The organism is Bacillus sp. 522_BSPC, from assembly GCF_001076885.1.
GTDB lineage: Bacteria > Bacillota > Bacilli > Bacillales > Cytobacillaceae > Niallia > Niallia hominis.
The window spans coordinates 1-15,494 of sequence record NZ_JVDT01000104.1; the positions used below are offsets into that span (position 1 = coordinate 1).

Sequence of the window (15,494 nt, forward strand, 5' to 3'; positions counted from 1 at the left end):
CTTAATATTCGCTTTCAAATAAATAAATTCTTATTTAATTTGGAAAAACTATACTTTTTCAGTGCCCTCATCACTGCGTTGCTGGTTCTAAAGCGTCTCTAATTCCCGCAAAAGTCGAGCGTCCTCTGCTCCATTTCACTTCGTTTTTAAACCTTTTTCTAAAAAATAAATACGAACTATAATGTAATCTAATTACATTATAGTTCGTATTTGTTGTTGGTTGAAATACTTATGTCCCTGCCTCTTTCACTTGTTATTACTTTAATCGATCATACATTATTTCATTTCCAACAATTGTTTTTGTTACTTCTATTTTATCTATTTCACTTGGACTTACTTCAAAAATATCTTTATTCAATACAGTAAAATCTGCTAAATAGCCTTTTTCAATTTTCCCTCGATCTTCTTCATGACAAATGGCATAAGCACTTCCTTTTGTATAAAGGCTCACTGCTTCATATACTGTTAACGCCTCTTCTGGAAGGTATCCGTTTCCTTCTATGTCTTCTGCATTAGTTCTTGTAATAGCTGCTTGAATTCCTACTAAAGGATTTGCACTTTCAATTGGAGCATCAGAACCCCCTGCACAATGTAATCCCTCTTTTAATAATGTTTTCCAAGCATAACAATAGGCAAGATTTTCTTTCCCCAGTCTATCTATTACCCAAGGAAAGTCTGAAGTTACAAAGCTAGGCTGGATATCTAATATTAACGGCAAGTCTTTCATACGTTCCATTAAATCCTTGCGAAGCATCGTTGCATGAATAAGGCGATCTCTTCCAAATCCTTGTAAAGGATGTTGTTCAATAGCTTGTAAGACCATTTCAAAAGCTGCATCGCCTATTGCATGTACAGCAATCGGAACTTCTCTCTTCCTTGCCTTTTCTACTAATTCATTTAATTGTTCTTGTGAAAAAATGCTTACTCCATTTGTTGAAGGATCATCAAGGTATGGTCTACTTAAAAGAGCGGTTCTTCCACCAAAAGCACCATCAGCAAATATTTTCATACTGCCAAGCTCCACCCATTCGGTACCACCTAGATATTTCCCGCCATCATGTATCATCTCATCAAATACTTCATGATGCACAAGCAAATGGGCTCTAAAGTGATTTCCTTCTTCTTCAATTACTTTTTTATAGGAACGATATGTTCCTTCATAGCCATGATAATAGTGTAAGTCTTCAGTATGAGCTCCAGTTAGTCCTAACTTATAGGCATCTTTAATACCTGCTCGCAATGCTCTTTCCACATATTCATCGGTTACTTTAGGCAAGACTCTTGTTATTAACTCTTGTGCTTGATCTTTAAAAACTCCAATAATCGTGCCTTCCTCATCCTTCTCCATAACTCCACCAATTGGAGAGGAAGTATCATTTGTAATATTGGCAATTTTTAAAGCATATGAATTTACTGCAATTGCATGCTTACATATACGATTTAGGAGGACTGGATGGTTTGGAACATACTGATCAATATCTATAGAAGTCAGTACCTGTTGCTCCTGCCACATATTTTCATTCCATCCATCTCCTATAATCCATTGCCCTTCTTCTATATTCTCTGCATAATTAGCTAGCAACCGCAAAGCTTCCTCTTTTGATGTGCAAGTGGATAAATTTAATCTTAATAGCTTTTCCCCATGCCCAACTAGGTGCATATGACTATCTACAAATCCCGGAAGGAGAACTTCACCTTCTAAGTCTATTTTTTCTTGTATCCTTCCTTCGTATTTTTCTTCCAAGTACTTTTTATCGCCGAAATCCACGATATATTGCTCCTCTGTAAAAATTGCCTCAACTACTTGTCCTTCCTCTTTAAGCGTATACATCTTCCCACCATAAATCAGTTTCCCCATGCAAATCCTCCTACTATCTTAAATTTCGATTGAATGGCAATAAACTCTATAAATCATCAGTTCTGTTTTATTAAAAAGGACACTAACTTTAGTGCCCTTTTTAATACCTTTCGCACTCTGTTTTGAGAACGAGAAGTTTATTTTCTTCTTTAGTTGCTACGCTCTTCTTTCTCTCGTAATTCCACTCTTCTAATTTTCCCTGAAGTCGTTTTAGGCAATTCTTCCATAAATTCGATTTTACGTGGATACTTATATGGAGCCGTTAATTTTTTTACATGTGTTTGCAGTTCTTTTATTAATTCTTCTGTTCCTTCTATTTTATCTCGAAGAACTATAAATGCTTTCACGACATTTCCTCTAATTGGGTCTGGACTTGCCACTACCGCACACTCTTTAACTGCTTTATGCTTAACTAAAGCATCTTCTACTTCAAAAGGTCCAATCGTGTAGCCAGAGCTAATAATAATATCATCTCTTCTGCCTTCGAACCAAAAGTAACCATCCTCATCTTTCTTAGCACGATCACCAGTGATATAGTAATCTCCACGGAATTGATTTTTTGTTCTTTCTGGTTCTTTTAAATATTCTTTAAATAATGCAGGAGTATCTTTGTGTACTGCGATATCTCCAACTTCCCCTACTGAACAAATTTCTCCATCTTCATTTATGATTTCGACGCTATTTCCTGGAGTTGGTTTCCCCATAGATCCAGGGCGTAATTCTACTCCCTTTGTGATCCCTACTAATAACGTATTTTCCGTTTGTCCATATCCATCACGGACATCTAGTTGGAAATTCGCTTTAAATACATCAATAACTTCTCTATTTAGTGGTTCTCCAGCAGAAACTGCGCTTCGTAATTGATCTAATTGATACTTTTGAATATCTTCCACTTTTGCCATTAAGCGATACTCTGTTGGCGTACAGCAAAAAACATTTACTTCATATTTCTCCAAAAGCTGCAGATATTTATCCGGGTTGAATCTTCCATGATAGACTAGTCCAATTGCACCAGATCCTAAAACAGATAATAGTGGGCTCCAAACCCATTTCTGCCATCCTGGACCTGCCGTTGCCCATACAAGGTCACCTTCTTCAATATTCAGCCAATTTGGTGCTGCTGTTCTGAGGTGAGCATATGCCCAACCATGCGTATGTACGACACCTTTTGGATTTCCAGTTGTTCCTGATGTATAGGAAATAAATGCTGTATCTGACTTATGTGTACTTACCAGTTCTAGTTCATCTGAAACCTCCAGTACTCGCTCATCTAAAAGCATCCAACCTTCTTTTGCTTCACCTAATACAAAACGTTTAATAGTATGTATTTCTTCCACTAATTCTAATTCCTCTAAAAATGGATAATAGCTAACTACCCCTTTTACTTCTCCATGCTTAATGCGATATTGTAAATCTTTTGCGCGAAGCATTTCTGAACTTGGAAGGACAGTTATTCCCAGTTTTAAAGCTGCTAAGTATACCTGATAGGCTTCTATTATCCTTGGAACAATAACAAGAACAACATCTCCTTTTTGTAGGCCCTCTTCTTTGAAAACATTTCCTATTCTATTTGCTGCTTTCATTAAGGAGGAATAAGTAACTTCCTTTGTTTCGCCCTCTTCATTCTCCCATTTTAAAGCAAGTCTATCTGTATTTTGGGCAAATTTCTCAATCTCCGAAACAAAATTATATTGTTCTGGAGCAATTAAATCCTCCGTCCGCATATGTAGTCTCCTCCTGTTTCTAAAAGTAAATACTTAACCCATTATACTACCCTATCTCCAATTTTTGAATTAATTAAATTTCGTTCCTTTAAGGAGCCAATCTTTTACCAATAAAAGCAAAAAATAGGCCTACATAAAGAAGAAGCAAGGCATGATGCCTTGCTTCTTGTAGCCATTACTATTCAATTATTTAGAGAAACCGCCGCCTAATTGTTGTTCAGCCATTTGCACTAAACGTTTAGTGATCTCACCACCAACAGAACCGTTAGCACGAGAAGTTGTTTCAGCACCTAAGTTTACACCAAACTCAGTAGCAATTTCATATTTCATTTGATCTAGAGCTTGAGAAACCCCAGGTACTAATAATTGATTTGAATTGTTGCTGCTTGCCATGTGTATCACCTCCTTGTGATAATAGAATGTGTAATACACATAGCATTCATTCGTTCTTTTTACTGGTAATTGTTCACAAAAAAACAGGAAATTTTTGTATCATACCACTTCTCCCTTATGGCGGTCATGCAAAACACTTTAAAAAAGTGAATCTATTTCGGTCTCCTTCTTCTTCTCTTCCCTTTTAAGGATAATCGTTTCAATATGATTAACTGCTTCTTCAATCAATGGTTCAAAGTCAGTAAAGCTTTCATAATATTGTATTTTTTCTTTTTTTGGTTTAGTCTTAGGCGATGCCGGCACAAATACCGTGCAGCAATCCTCATATGGACGAATAGAGATATCATGTGTATCAATTTTTTTTGCCCATTCGATTATTTCTGTTTTATCTGTAGTTATTAAAGGTCTTAAAATAGGTGTGTTTGTTACATCGTTGATTGCATACATACTCTCTAATGTCTGACTAGCAACTTGCCCTAAGCTTTCGCCCGTGATAATAGCCAGCGCTTCTTTTCTTCTGCGAATTTCATCTGTTATTCTTAGCATAATTCTTCTCGTTGCGGTCATTGTATAATTTTCTGGAATCTGCTTATGAATTAACTGCTGAATAGTTGTAAATGGAACAATATGCAACACAAAGTGACCATTAAAACTTGCAAGCTTTTCCGAAATATCAATTACTTTTTGTTTTGCTCTTTCACTTGTAAACGGAGGACTAAAGAAGTGTACCCCTTCAACTTTTAATCCTCTTTTCATAGATAAATATCCTGCTACCGGGCTATCTAATCCACCAGATAACATTAGCATTGCTTTCCCGCTCGTTCCTGAAGGAAGCCCCCCCGCCCCTGGAATATTTTCACAGGAAAGATAGATTGCTTCTGTTCTAACTTCAATCTGAACATTTATATCAGGATTTTTAACATCAACTTTTAAACCAGAGATATTTTTTAGCAAATGCCCACCAATCGCCTGATTAATTTCATTTGTATCTAGTTCAAATTCTTTGTCAGCTCGTCTTGCACTTATTTTAAAGGTACATCCCTCTTTATATAAAGAAGAAACAATATCTAAAGCAGCTGCTTTTACTTTCTCTATATCCCGCTCAAGCTTTACTGCTGGGCTAAAGGATTGAATACCAAAGATGTTTTTAAGCACTTTAGAAATTTCCTCTTCCTTTTCACCATTTAACATTACATACATTCTTTCTCTTTTTGCTTCAATTGAAACAGATGGATAGCCCTCTAGAGACTTTGCAATTGTTCGTTTTAGTTTATCTACAAATTGCTTTCTGTTTCTCCCCTTCGTAGATAGCTCTCCATAACGTATTAAAATACGATCATATTTCACTTCATTACCCCTCTCAACCATTCCTGAATATCTTTTATAGCTGCAATTACGCTTTCCATTTCTTCTATTGTATTCTCATAGGATAAGCTAATTCGGAACGAGCTTTCTGCAAGCTGTTCTGGTACTCCTATTCCTAATAATGTTTTACTAATTTTATTTGTCTTTGATGAACAGGCACTTGTAGTGGATATATATATATCACGTTCTTCTAATGCATGAACAAATACTTCTGCCTTTATTCCTTCGATGGAGAAGTTAACAATATGAGGTACACTTTTCTCTGCTGCTGGCGTATGAATGGAGATACCTTCTATCTTAGATAATTCCTCACGCAAATAAACATTCAACTGTTTCAGAATAGGCAGTTTCTCTTTTTGATTTTGCAGCTGCATTCGTAATGCCTTGGCAGTAGCAACTGCACCAGCAACATTCTCCGTTCCGCTGCGAAAAGTATTCTCTTGCCCGCCACCTGCCAATAAAGGTTCTATTCTTTTTCCTTCTTTTATATATAAAACCCCATTTCCTTTTAAGCCATGAAATTTATGGGCAGAAATGGTATAAGCATCTATGTTTGCCTTATTTATTGAGAGGGCTTTTTTCCCAATTCCTTGAACACCATCTACATGAAAAAATATATTTGGATAATTGGTTAATCGTTTACCGATTTCCTCAACTGGCTGAATAGATCCTATTTCATTATTTACATGCATAATAGAAACAAGGATGGTTTCTTTGCGTATATTTTTGATTATATCCTCGATTGATACTTGACCAAACTCATCGACAGGGACATAAGAAATAGTGAAACCGTCATCTTCTAATTGCTCCATTACTTTGTGAATGGAATCATGTTCAATTGCTGTGGTAATAATATGATTCCCTCTACTTTTATATGAACGAGCAATTCCTTTTAAAACGGTATTATTTCCTTCTGTACCACCTGAGGTAAAAAATACTTCATTGCTTTTCACTTCTAAAAGTCCCGCAATTTGTTCTCTTGCTTGTATTAACAGCTTCTCTGATTCCATTCCTATTCGATGGATTGAGGATGGATTTCCAAAATATTTTTGGGATACAGTCGTAAAAGACTCAATAACCTCTGGAAAAGGCTTAGTTGTTGCACTATTATCTAAATATATCATTACATTGGAATTTCCTTTCCATTATAAAAATTCGTTAATCCGCTTTTCCTTTAGCGACAATCATTTTCACTCACATAACGTTATAATTGTTACGTCTTTAACTCTCTACTTTATCCTCTATAAAGCGGAATAATATTCACTAATCGAAGTTTCACTTTATTATGCTACCAAAAAACTTTTTCAAATAAAAGAATAAGCTTCATAAAAATTCATTATATCTATTCTTACTGGAAATAAAATGTTAACTCTTTCCATAACCGGAGAAATTTTTCGCTTTCCACAAAAAAAGTCTGAGACATGTCCCTCAGACTTTTTTCTACTTATAATGGAATTAGATGTTACTCATCATTACTTTTCATTTTCTTTCCATTCATGTGACCAAGCTTGAATCTTATTAGTACTTCCAGGCTCTATCTCTTCAATGGTTGCTGCAGCATATTGCAATGCTTCTTTATAGCGATAATTTCTAAAATGTGCTTCTGCCTCTAATAAGCCTTGATGGACTTTTTGATATTGGCGACGATACCTGTTCCCATATTGAATGATTTTCTCTGCTAAATAAACGGTTTCTACCAATTCAAGTGTTGCATTAACTAGCACCGTCACTTTTTCTTCTGTCACTTCTATTATGTTCTTCACTTCAACCATATTTAATGGTGTTCGATCTAACATTCTTTTTGCTTCATCAATACTTTCTTTTGCTTCTCGTACTAGCTCATTATACTCATCTGTCACACCTGGCAAATTGCTATTAGTAACACTTCTAATAGCTTCTGCCACTTGTTTACTTAGTTCTCTTATACGATTATGTGCAGAAACTTCATCTTTACGTAGAGCATGCAGCCTATCAAATAATTCTTTTTGTTCTAAAGAGGCATTTTCTAATTGCCCTTTCAGTTCCTTAAGTTCTTCTCCCAACAGAGTATGTGCTGCTGATTCAGTCAAGAGCTTATGTTCTAATACTTCATATTGCTTATAGAGATGATTTAATTTCTTCTCAAGCTTAAATTGCAGTTCAATATCTTCATTATCTAGATTATAGTTTGTCTGCAATAATCCAACTTCTACTTGAAGCTGTGCGTTTCCTTGCTGAACATCTTCTAAGATTTCCTTGGTTACGTTGATATTATTACTACAATAATTTTTTGCAAGTACTTCTTTTTCTAATAAATCATATAGCAAATCCAGCTTTTCCTGTATTTCTGCAATAACCTTTTCTACTGCCTCAACTTTTCCTTCTCTTAAATCATTTTCAGTTGATGCAAGTTCATTCATTAAGTTTTCGATTGCTTCTTCCATTTGCAAATGTTCCAAGATGTATCCTTGCTCCAACATATCTACATAGCCATCTTTTAACTCATCAAGTTGTTCTGGCAATTTTGTCTGACATTCAATCAGTAATGGAGGAATTTTTTCCATCAGATAAGTAATCGTTGTTAAACGTTCTTGCATTTTATAAACAATCTCTCTTGCTTCCAAATAATCCCCATTATTCGTTTTTTCATCATAAGTTATAAATAATTCCGCAACTTCGTGAAGCATTGTTTCAATCTTTTTCTCTGTCTCACCATAAGTATGACGATGTGCTAAAAGATTTTTTTTGCTGACACGGTAGGATTCTTTAAGTTCTTCAATTTCCGATCTGTTCTTTTCTTCACTACCAACTAGATTATTAAGTTCTTCTAATATAGTATCAATTCTTTTATCTACACTTTCCATTTTAAAGCGAATAGTATCTTGTGTCTTCTTGGCTTTCGGAAAGTTATATTTATCAATATAATTTTCCGTATCAAAAAGCAATTCCTCAATAGTAGGCAATTCGGTAGTAACAATGTCATCCCATTCTTTTCTCCATCTTTCGAACAACTCTTCGGTTTGTCCAATCATATTCAATTGTTTAACCTTTGCAAGCTCTTCTAATACGGGACGATTCATCATGTCTATTTTCCAATTTTCTAATTCATCGACACCATTATAATATTTTCGTTTAATAAAATATCCCGCTACAAATAGGCAAATAACTAAACCTATTCCACCAATTATGTAATTCATTTGAAGCCCCCTGTTCATACACCGGCCATAATTCCGTATCTATTTTAATTAAGCTAATAATTATCTAATAGTAAAGAGCAGTATTCCACAAAAATAATACGCATAAAGGTAACTGCCGTAAAAAAAAGATTACTTTTTCAAAATCCAAGCAAAATGTTTTAAGCTATATTAGATATCTCCCTTTTTGCAGGTAAATTTCTTTGTATTTATGATAACATGTAAACGACATTTTTTGACTATTATTTTACGTTTTTTTCATAATTTCGTTTACTTTTTTCAAAGTTCGCTAGATAACTTAAATTATATAAGTATTTTTCAAAAATAACACGTATAACTACTTCTTTATTAGTCTTCCTGCTATATTAGGTATATATCAATATTAGCAAATATAGAAAGGGTGATTATTCCCATGCAAAAAGACGGACATATCCATACTCCATTTTGTCCACATGGTTCTAAAGATTCTCTTAAACAATACGTAGAACAGGCATTAGCCCTTGGTTATAAAGAAATGACATTTACCGAGCACGCCCCCTTACCAGAAGGGTTTATCGATACAACACCAACGCAAGACAGCAGTATAACAATCGAAACATTACCCATTTATTTAAAAGAAATACAGTGTATCAAAGCAGAATATGAAGAAACAATCAAGATAAATGTAGGACTAGAAATTGATTATATGGAGGGATTTGAACTAGAAATAAAAAACTTTCTAGCAGATTGGGGTCATTTATTAGACGACAGCATTTTAAGTGTACACTTCCTGAAAAATCCTTTAAACAATCACTATGATTGTGTCGATTACAGCCCCGAGCTTTTTGGAAATATTGTAGAGCAGTACGGAGGAATATCAAAAGTATATGCTACTTATTACCAAACACTTTTGAAATCGATTCAAGCAGACTTAGGTCCTAACAAACCAAAACGAATAGGTCATATGACGCTGATACATAAATTCCAGCATTTGTATCCCATTGACCAAGACTTTCAAACTGTTATACTCACCATTTTAGACGAAGTGAAAAATAACAATTATGAACTGGATTATAACGGAGCAGGAGTAAATAAGCCATATTGCAAAGAACCATATCCTTCAAAGTGGATAGCTGAAGAAGCGGTTAAACGTGGTATCCCCTTAGTATATGGTTCTGATGCTCACCAGGCAAAAGATTTAGGACAAGGCCGGAACGTTATGTTATGGAATAATCGATAATTCATTTTCATTCATACAAACAACGTCATGTATCCATCGATGGATCTCTTCTGAATATTTTCTTTTGAAATAATCTTCATTTAGAAAAATATGAAGAACCTCGGTAACATAGAAAGAGTGAATAAAAGGCATGGAGAGTAGCCCTTTTAATTGAATGATACTATAGGAAATAGACTGTTTCCTAAATTCTTTTTTCTCTATCCCTTTTTCCAAAATTTGTGTAAAGATATATCTTTCTTTCACATAATAAGTCGACATTATTTCCCTTACAACTTGTGAATCAATCGTAACTTCTCTTAATATAAATCTGGTTAATTGAGGATTTTTGCATTGATAGGTGATAATACTGTCTACTAATTTTTTTAACTTTTCCGTTGGATTGCAGGATTGTAAATAAACTTGTTCTAACAATTCTAAATAGGTTTCGAAAAAATTCATATAACAATATTCTAACAATCCTTGCTTACCATTAAAATAATAGGAAATATTTGCTGTATTCACTTTAGCCAGCCCAGCTATATCTCGGATAGAAGTACCATGATAACCTTTCTGATTAAATAACGAAATGGCAGCTTCTACAATGGCATCCCTTGTTGAAATTTCTTTCATCTAGCCTAACCTCTTTTCTGTTGCGAATCCTTAAAAAGTATGGTTGAATTATTAAAAACTTCGCTTTATGATAAAGACTGTTTTTTCAAGGAAGAGTGTGTATGAGTTTCCATATCAGTATTTTGGAGAACAGCCATTAAATCTACAAATATGCTATTCCTTACACTTCTTTATAAAGAGGGAGAATCCTTTAAAAGATTACCGACAAAGTATGGGTTCCTTCTGTATTTATCGTCAAAAAACAACAAAAAAAATGAGAAAGATTGGTGATATACATGTTTAGCGTCGAAACATATAAAGGTAAACGAGAAGAACAGTACCAATTAGTTGAAAAACAATTACGTGCTTTATTAGAGGGAGAACATAATACAATTGCAAATCTTTCTAATGCATCAGCATTATTAAATCAATTTCTAGAAAAAACCAACTGGGTGGGCTTTTATCTAGTTGAAGACAATGAGCTTGTTCTTGGACCATTCCAAGGCTTACCTGCTTGTGTCCGTATTCCATTGGGAAAAGGTGTTTGTGGTACCGCAGCCTTTAATAAAGAAACAGTAAGAGTTGAAGATGTTCATCAATTTCCAGGTCATATTGCCTGTGATGCAGCCTCTCAATCCGAAATCGTCATCCCATTAGTCAAGGAAGACGGTACTTTAATAGGCGTCCTTGATATTGACTCTCCAGAAAAGAATAGATTTGATGAATTAGATCAAAAATATTTAGAGATTTTTGTATCTACATTAGTTAAGTTTATAAAATAAATCGGGATGTACTTCCAAATATAAAAAGGTGTCCTGCCCTTCTTCATGAGAGGCAGAACACCTTTTTTATTCGCTAACAAGGAGAGTATTTTGGATAACTACCTTGTCTTTTCCTGTTTCCTTTGCTATATACAATGCTTTATCTGCACGCTTAAAAAGCGTATTATACGTATCATTAGTTTGCTTATTCCAATAAGAAACTCCACAGGAAATGGTAACAGATGGCTTAGAATAATCCCTTACCTTTTTCACCAATCTTTCAGCAATCGTAACACCTAAAGAAAGAGTGACTTTTGGCAAATAAATAGCTAGCTCTTCTCCACCCCATCTGGAACCAACATCTGAACTCCGAATATTTTCTTTAATAATATTCGCCACTTGAATGATAATATCATCGCCAATTTGATGTCCATATGTGTCATTTATTAATTTAAAATCATCAATATCGATTAAAATAAATGTTCCTTCCTTATCTTCTATTAAGGACCTTTGAATCTTTTCATCCAAATAACTTCTAGAAAAAAGTTTTGTTAAATGATCTGTTACGACCATTTTTTCCAACTCCTCTCTTAACAAGGAATTAGTTAAGGCAAGAGTAGAATGATGTATTAAAGACTGTAACAGTTTAAATGTATCAAATGAAAAATGGTATGCATCTGGGTGCATTACTATAGCAAACCCCTTTAATACCCCTGTTTGCATCATAGGCACAGCCATTACAGACTTATACCGAACATCCTCAAGCTGCATACTGAAATCTCCTAAAAAGAGGGAATCTTTCTCCATTTGAATTTTCTCTTTAAAATAATCAATATAATTCTTCGATTCCGGCTCAAAAAAGAAAGAAGAGCTTCCTTGTAGCACTTTTGTTGAATCATTTTCGATGGAAAACAGAATAAATCCTACTTCCTTTGCATTAAAACTCGCAGATATTCTTTCACAAATATATGTCATCATTTCATTTAAGCGTAAATTAGAATTTAATTGATCCGACGCCTCATTTATTAACTGTAAATCAGTAACTAATTTTTTTGATTGCTGATACAGCTGAGCATTTTCCAATGCACCTCCTGCCGTATTTGCCAATAAAGAAATAAATTCCACTTCATTTTTCGGAAAAGAGCTAACATCTGGAACAATAATTTGCAGAACTCCGTATACTCCTTGTTTTCCTTTTAAAGGAGCATAGATAACAGAACTTTTTTCTTCTTTCAAATTTTCGAATTGCAATTCAGCCGTAACATATGCTTCCATAGCGGCCATGTTTTCACTGTCATATTCTAAATCCTTTATTGGCAGATCCATTGGACTATTATTATCATGTGATAGCAAAAGATAATAATGATACGAAGGATACACTTTTTTTAAGGTAAAAATAACCTCTCTTAATACATCTTCCATTTTCATAGAGGAATGAAATTTTTCAGTCACTTTAAATAACTGCTTATATTTCTTCTTATCTCTATTAACATTTAACATATTTTGCATATTTCTAAATAATATTCCGACTTCCTTTGCTACCATATCGAATAAAGAAATTTCTCCATTTGGCTCGTCCAATAATTCCTTCTTGATCTTTATTGCTAGAATATAGTCAAGTTTCTCCTTACTTTTCAGGGCTAGCATCATATAATCATGTATTGTATCTTCCGTAATAGGCAACCGGAAAAATTTATACCCACTTGCCAATTGTAAATTTTCCTTTATACAGGTATTCTTTCCTAAATCATCTCTACTAGCTGTGGTGGATACGATTGACCAATTCAAATCCCATTCTTCACTGGTATATAGAGTAACTTCAACAGCCCCAAATACTTCTTTTATCGCTTGGAGCGCTTCTTGGATAATTATGTCGTAATCATCGTTTATTAATTTAATATCATACAATTCAAAAAAACGACTTTTTAATATTAATATTTTTTGGTGGCCAAGGAAGTCCATGTATTTATCACCTAATTCACCTAACTATTCATTCTTTGATTTAGTAATTCTTATTTAAAATATAAATACGAGATAAATTTAATAAAGAGTAAAAATTAATCGAAGCACTTTTCCAAGGAACAATCTTTATTTTATATATATTGATTTTTTATTTATTGTCGTAATTATAATACTTTTGTACTGATTCATAAATAGATTCCCTTTTAGAATAAGTACCAAAATAACAACTTATATATGTAACCAATCAGAATAAAATTAACGGGAAATATTTTTCTATTGAGGATGTAAACCAACAATGATAAAGCCTATAATATAGTACTAATTACATATCTATTCAAATGTGAATAGGAGGAATCTAGTTTGCAATACCACTAAATATTACTATACACTAGGTTTTATTTTATCATGGATATAATAGAATTAATTATTTCTTGAACTCCACCTAATTATATAGTTAAATTATACTAATTATACCATATTGGCAATAAATAGATTAGACAAAAATATTTTTTTACTTTCGTTAACATTTCCCATGATCTCTAACTTATGTCATTCTGTTCTCATCCATTCAAATTAATAGTAAGTATGAGTAAAATGTTTGTGGGTAGAAAATAATTTACCCTCTGGTTTGGTTGGTGGTCGTTAGACCGCCAACCAAACGCAAGCGCGGTAGTATGAGCAAAAATAAAGAAAAAGGGACTTTCTTTTTGTATAGTAGTGTTTGCGGACAAAACATACAAAAGGAGAAAGTCCCTATGAAACAAAATACCATAAAACTACCTACATTAAAAGAAATAGAAAGTGATTTATTTAAAACATTACAGGAAACTTTTTCGGAAGTTCTCGAGGAGCTGTTAACTGGGTATGACAGAGAAATAGCTGAACAACGAGATAAAGGAAGATATCAACTCAAAGATAAGAGAGCGATTCAGATGGACACCTTATTTGGATCTGTTTCAATTAAGCGAAATTACTATTGGGATCGTATCGGCAACAAATATGTCTATTTATTAGATCAATATTTACAGTTTGAGGGCGGTAAAGGATTTAGTCCAGTTGTGGAAGAAATGGCGATGGAATTGGCGGTTACTGGGCCATCATACAGACATGCATCTTCTACGTTAGAAAAATTACTTGGATACTCTGTAGCTAGTCATGAAGCGATTCGTCAACATTTATTACAAACAGAAGTTGTACCGAGCTTGCCAATCGAACCAAAAAGAAAGGTATTATTTATCGAAGTAGATGGCTTATTTATTAAACGGCAAGGTGGTAAGAAGCGCGGACGAGAAGAAAAGATCGCAGCTATCCATGAAGGTTGGTCTATGAATGGAAAGAGAGCCAGTCTTGTGGGAAAACGGCATTTTATTCATAAAGCAGAAGCACCTTTCTGGGAAGAGTTAGAACAATTTTTAATGGATACGTATCATTACGATCCAACTACTCATCTTTTAGCTATCAATGGGGACGGAGCTAGTTGGATAACTGCGTGCAGAGAGTATTTTCAAAAGAAAGCTTTTTTCACGATAGACAGATTCCACGTAGCTCGAGAAATCCAACGTATTTTTAAAGAACATCCTAGATATAAAGCGATACGAAAAAAGCTAGCTAAGTATGATGGAGAGGGATTATTAGTAGAGTTAAATAGTGCAGTGGCGACCCTGGATACAGAGAAAAAAGAAGAACGATTAGAAGCATTAATTAACCAGCTTTCTCCATATCCCGAGGCACTTGGAGACTATAGAATTTGGTTACAGGAACAAGGAATAGATACGAGTGATATGCGTCCGATGGGCAGCGCAGAAGGAACCATGAGTGTGTTTGCCAAGCGTCTGAAAAACGGAAGGGCATGGAGTGAAAAAGGAATAGATGCATTTATTCGATTCATGGTTGGCTTAAAAGATGGATTAGATATTAAAACACTGATCGGAACAATGACGAAACGATTGGAAGAGAAGGAATCAAATCATATAAAACCAAAATACTACCGTGAAAAACTAACCAAAACAGCAGGACAGGCAACAAGACAAAACATTGCCTATTTGAGTCAAACAACAGGAAAGCCACTATATCATGCGTTAAAAGCATTACAAGGATTTTAAAAAGGATTGTCGACGTTTAACTGTAAACTGTATTCTAAAAGGTTATGGATTTTAACAACATAGAAAACGCAGAGTGGATTGGAGCGAAAGGCACTTGACTCCTGCGGGACATAGAGGAAAGGTCGAGACCCCACAGCCGGAACGGCGAGGAGGCTCGACTTCCTCCCCGCGGAAAGCAAGTGCCTGTAGCGGAAAGGAACGGTCTATTGATCCCAAAAAATTTTACGAAAACAGCCTGACTATAAATAGAGTAAGTATAGAAAGCGTTAACAATAGAGATAGCAAACACACTGAAAAAGAGAGAAATTCCGACGATAAAAAATTTCTCCCACAAATACTTGACTCAAAC

At 34.4% G+C, this 15,494-nt stretch carries 11 protein-coding genes; 3 read left to right on the top strand and 8 right to left on the bottom strand.

Going from position 1 to position 15,494, the window contains the following annotated elements; genetic code table 11:
• Positions 1-256: 256 nt before the first annotated feature.
• The 6 genes from ADJ83_RS08020 to ezrA all read right to left on the bottom strand — a co-directional run bounded on the left by ADJ83_RS08020 (position 257) and on the right by ezrA (position 8,516).
• Entirely contained in the window at positions 257-1,858 is a 1,602-nt protein-coding gene (locus ADJ83_RS08020) for an amidohydrolase (protein WP_031534958.1), read from the bottom strand.
• 149 nt (positions 1,859-2,007) lie between these two features.
• Positions 2,008-3,582, bottom strand: coding sequence for an acyl-CoA synthetase MbcS (gene mbcS / locus ADJ83_RS08025; RefSeq protein ID WP_031534960.1), 1,575 nt, complete (start codon positions 3,580-3,582; stop codon positions 2,008-2,010).
• Between the two features lie 186 nt (positions 3,583-3,768).
• On the bottom strand, positions 3,769-3,975 hold the full coding sequence (locus ADJ83_RS08030) for an alpha/beta-type small acid-soluble spore protein (RefSeq protein ID WP_031534962.1): 207 nt from the start codon (positions 3,973-3,975) through the stop codon (positions 3,769-3,771).
• Between the two features lie 138 nt (positions 3,976-4,113).
• Positions 4,114-5,322 (bottom strand): tRNA uracil 4-sulfurtransferase ThiI, encoded by a 1,209-nt coding sequence (thiI, locus tag ADJ83_RS08035; RefSeq protein ID WP_031534964.1) that lies wholly within the window; start codon positions 5,320-5,322, stop codon positions 4,114-4,116.
• Positions 5,319-6,464 (bottom strand): cysteine desulfurase family protein, encoded by a 1,146-nt coding sequence (locus ADJ83_RS08040; protein WP_031534966.1) that lies wholly within the window; start codon positions 6,462-6,464, stop codon positions 5,319-5,321. The genes thiI and ADJ83_RS08040 overlap by 4 nt, the downstream gene beginning before the upstream one ends.
• A 348-nt stretch (positions 6,465-6,812) precedes the next feature.
• Positions 6,813-8,516 carry a septation ring formation regulator EzrA gene (gene ezrA, locus ADJ83_RS08045; protein ID WP_031534968.1) on the bottom strand — a complete coding sequence of 568 codons (1,704 nt, stop codon included), beginning with the start codon at positions 8,514-8,516 and terminating at the stop codon, positions 6,813-6,815.
• A gap of 409 nt (positions 8,517-8,925) precedes the next feature.
• On the opposite strand from ezrA, the gene hisJ reads away from it, so the two are divergent.
• Positions 8,926-9,732 carry a histidinol-phosphatase HisJ gene (hisJ, locus tag ADJ83_RS08050; RefSeq protein ID WP_031534970.1) on the top strand — a complete coding sequence of 269 codons (807 nt, stop codon included), beginning with the start codon at positions 8,926-8,928 and terminating at the stop codon, positions 9,730-9,732.
• Here the strand turns inward: hisJ and refZ are convergent.
• Positions 9,715-10,341, bottom strand: coding sequence for a forespore capture DNA-binding protein RefZ (gene refZ / locus ADJ83_RS08055; protein WP_031534972.1), 627 nt, complete (start codon positions 10,339-10,341; stop codon positions 9,715-9,717). The genes hisJ and refZ overlap by 18 nt on opposite strands.
• Positions 10,342-10,616: 275 nt before the next feature.
• Between refZ and ADJ83_RS08065 the strand changes: the two genes are divergently transcribed.
• Positions 10,617-11,102, top strand: coding sequence for a GAF domain-containing protein (locus ADJ83_RS08065; RefSeq protein WP_031534976.1), 486 nt, complete (start codon positions 10,617-10,619; stop codon positions 11,100-11,102).
• Between the two features lie 66 nt (positions 11,103-11,168).
• Here ADJ83_RS08065 and ADJ83_RS08070 read toward each other — a convergent pair whose 3' ends face one another.
• Positions 11,169-13,043, bottom strand: coding sequence for a sensor domain-containing diguanylate cyclase (locus ADJ83_RS08070; protein WP_031534978.1), 1,875 nt, complete (start codon positions 13,041-13,043; stop codon positions 11,169-11,171).
• A 755-nt stretch (positions 13,044-13,798) separates the two neighbouring features.
• Here ADJ83_RS08070 and ADJ83_RS08075 point away from each other — a divergent pair.
• A complete protein-coding gene (locus tag ADJ83_RS08075) occupies positions 13,799-15,145 on the top strand; it encodes an ISLre2 family transposase (RefSeq protein WP_048717475.1) in 1,347 nt (448 codons plus the stop codon).
• Positions 15,146-15,494: the final 349 nt, after the last annotated feature.

Excerpts from the sequence above, each read along its gene's own strand:
- ADJ83_RS08020 (WP_031534958.1), bottom strand. The coding sequence starts at position 1,858 with ATGGGGAAACTGATTTATGGTGGGAAGATGTATACGCTTAAAGAGGAA.
- mbcS (WP_031534960.1), bottom strand. The coding sequence starts at position 3,582 with ATGCGGACGGAGGATTTAATTGCTCCAGAACAATATAATTTTGTTTCG.
- ADJ83_RS08030 (WP_031534962.1), bottom strand. The coding sequence starts at position 3,975 with ATGGCAAGCAGCAACAATTCAAATCAATTATTAGTACCTGGGGTTTCT.
- ADJ83_RS08040 (WP_031534966.1), bottom strand. The coding sequence starts at position 6,464 with ATGATATATTTAGATAATAGTGCAACAACTAAGCCTTTTCCAGAGGTT.
- ezrA (WP_031534968.1), bottom strand. The coding sequence starts at position 8,516 with ATGAATTACATAATTGGTGGAATAGGTTTAGTTATTTGCCTATTTGTA.
- hisJ (WP_031534970.1), top strand. The coding sequence starts at position 8,926 with ATGCAAAAAGACGGACATATCCATACTCCATTTTGTCCACATGGTTCT.
- refZ (WP_031534972.1), bottom strand. The coding sequence starts at position 10,341 with ATGAAAGAAATTTCAACAAGGGATGCCATTGTAGAAGCTGCCATTTCG.
- ADJ83_RS08065 (WP_031534976.1), top strand. The coding sequence starts at position 10,617 with ATGTTTAGCGTCGAAACATATAAAGGTAAACGAGAAGAACAGTACCAA.
- ADJ83_RS08070 (WP_031534978.1), bottom strand. The coding sequence starts at position 13,043 with ATGGACTTCCTTGGCCACCAAAAAATATTAATATTAAAAAGTCGTTTT.
- ADJ83_RS08075 (WP_048717475.1), top strand. The coding sequence starts at position 13,799 with ATGAAACAAAATACCATAAAACTACCTACATTAAAAGAAATAGAAAGT.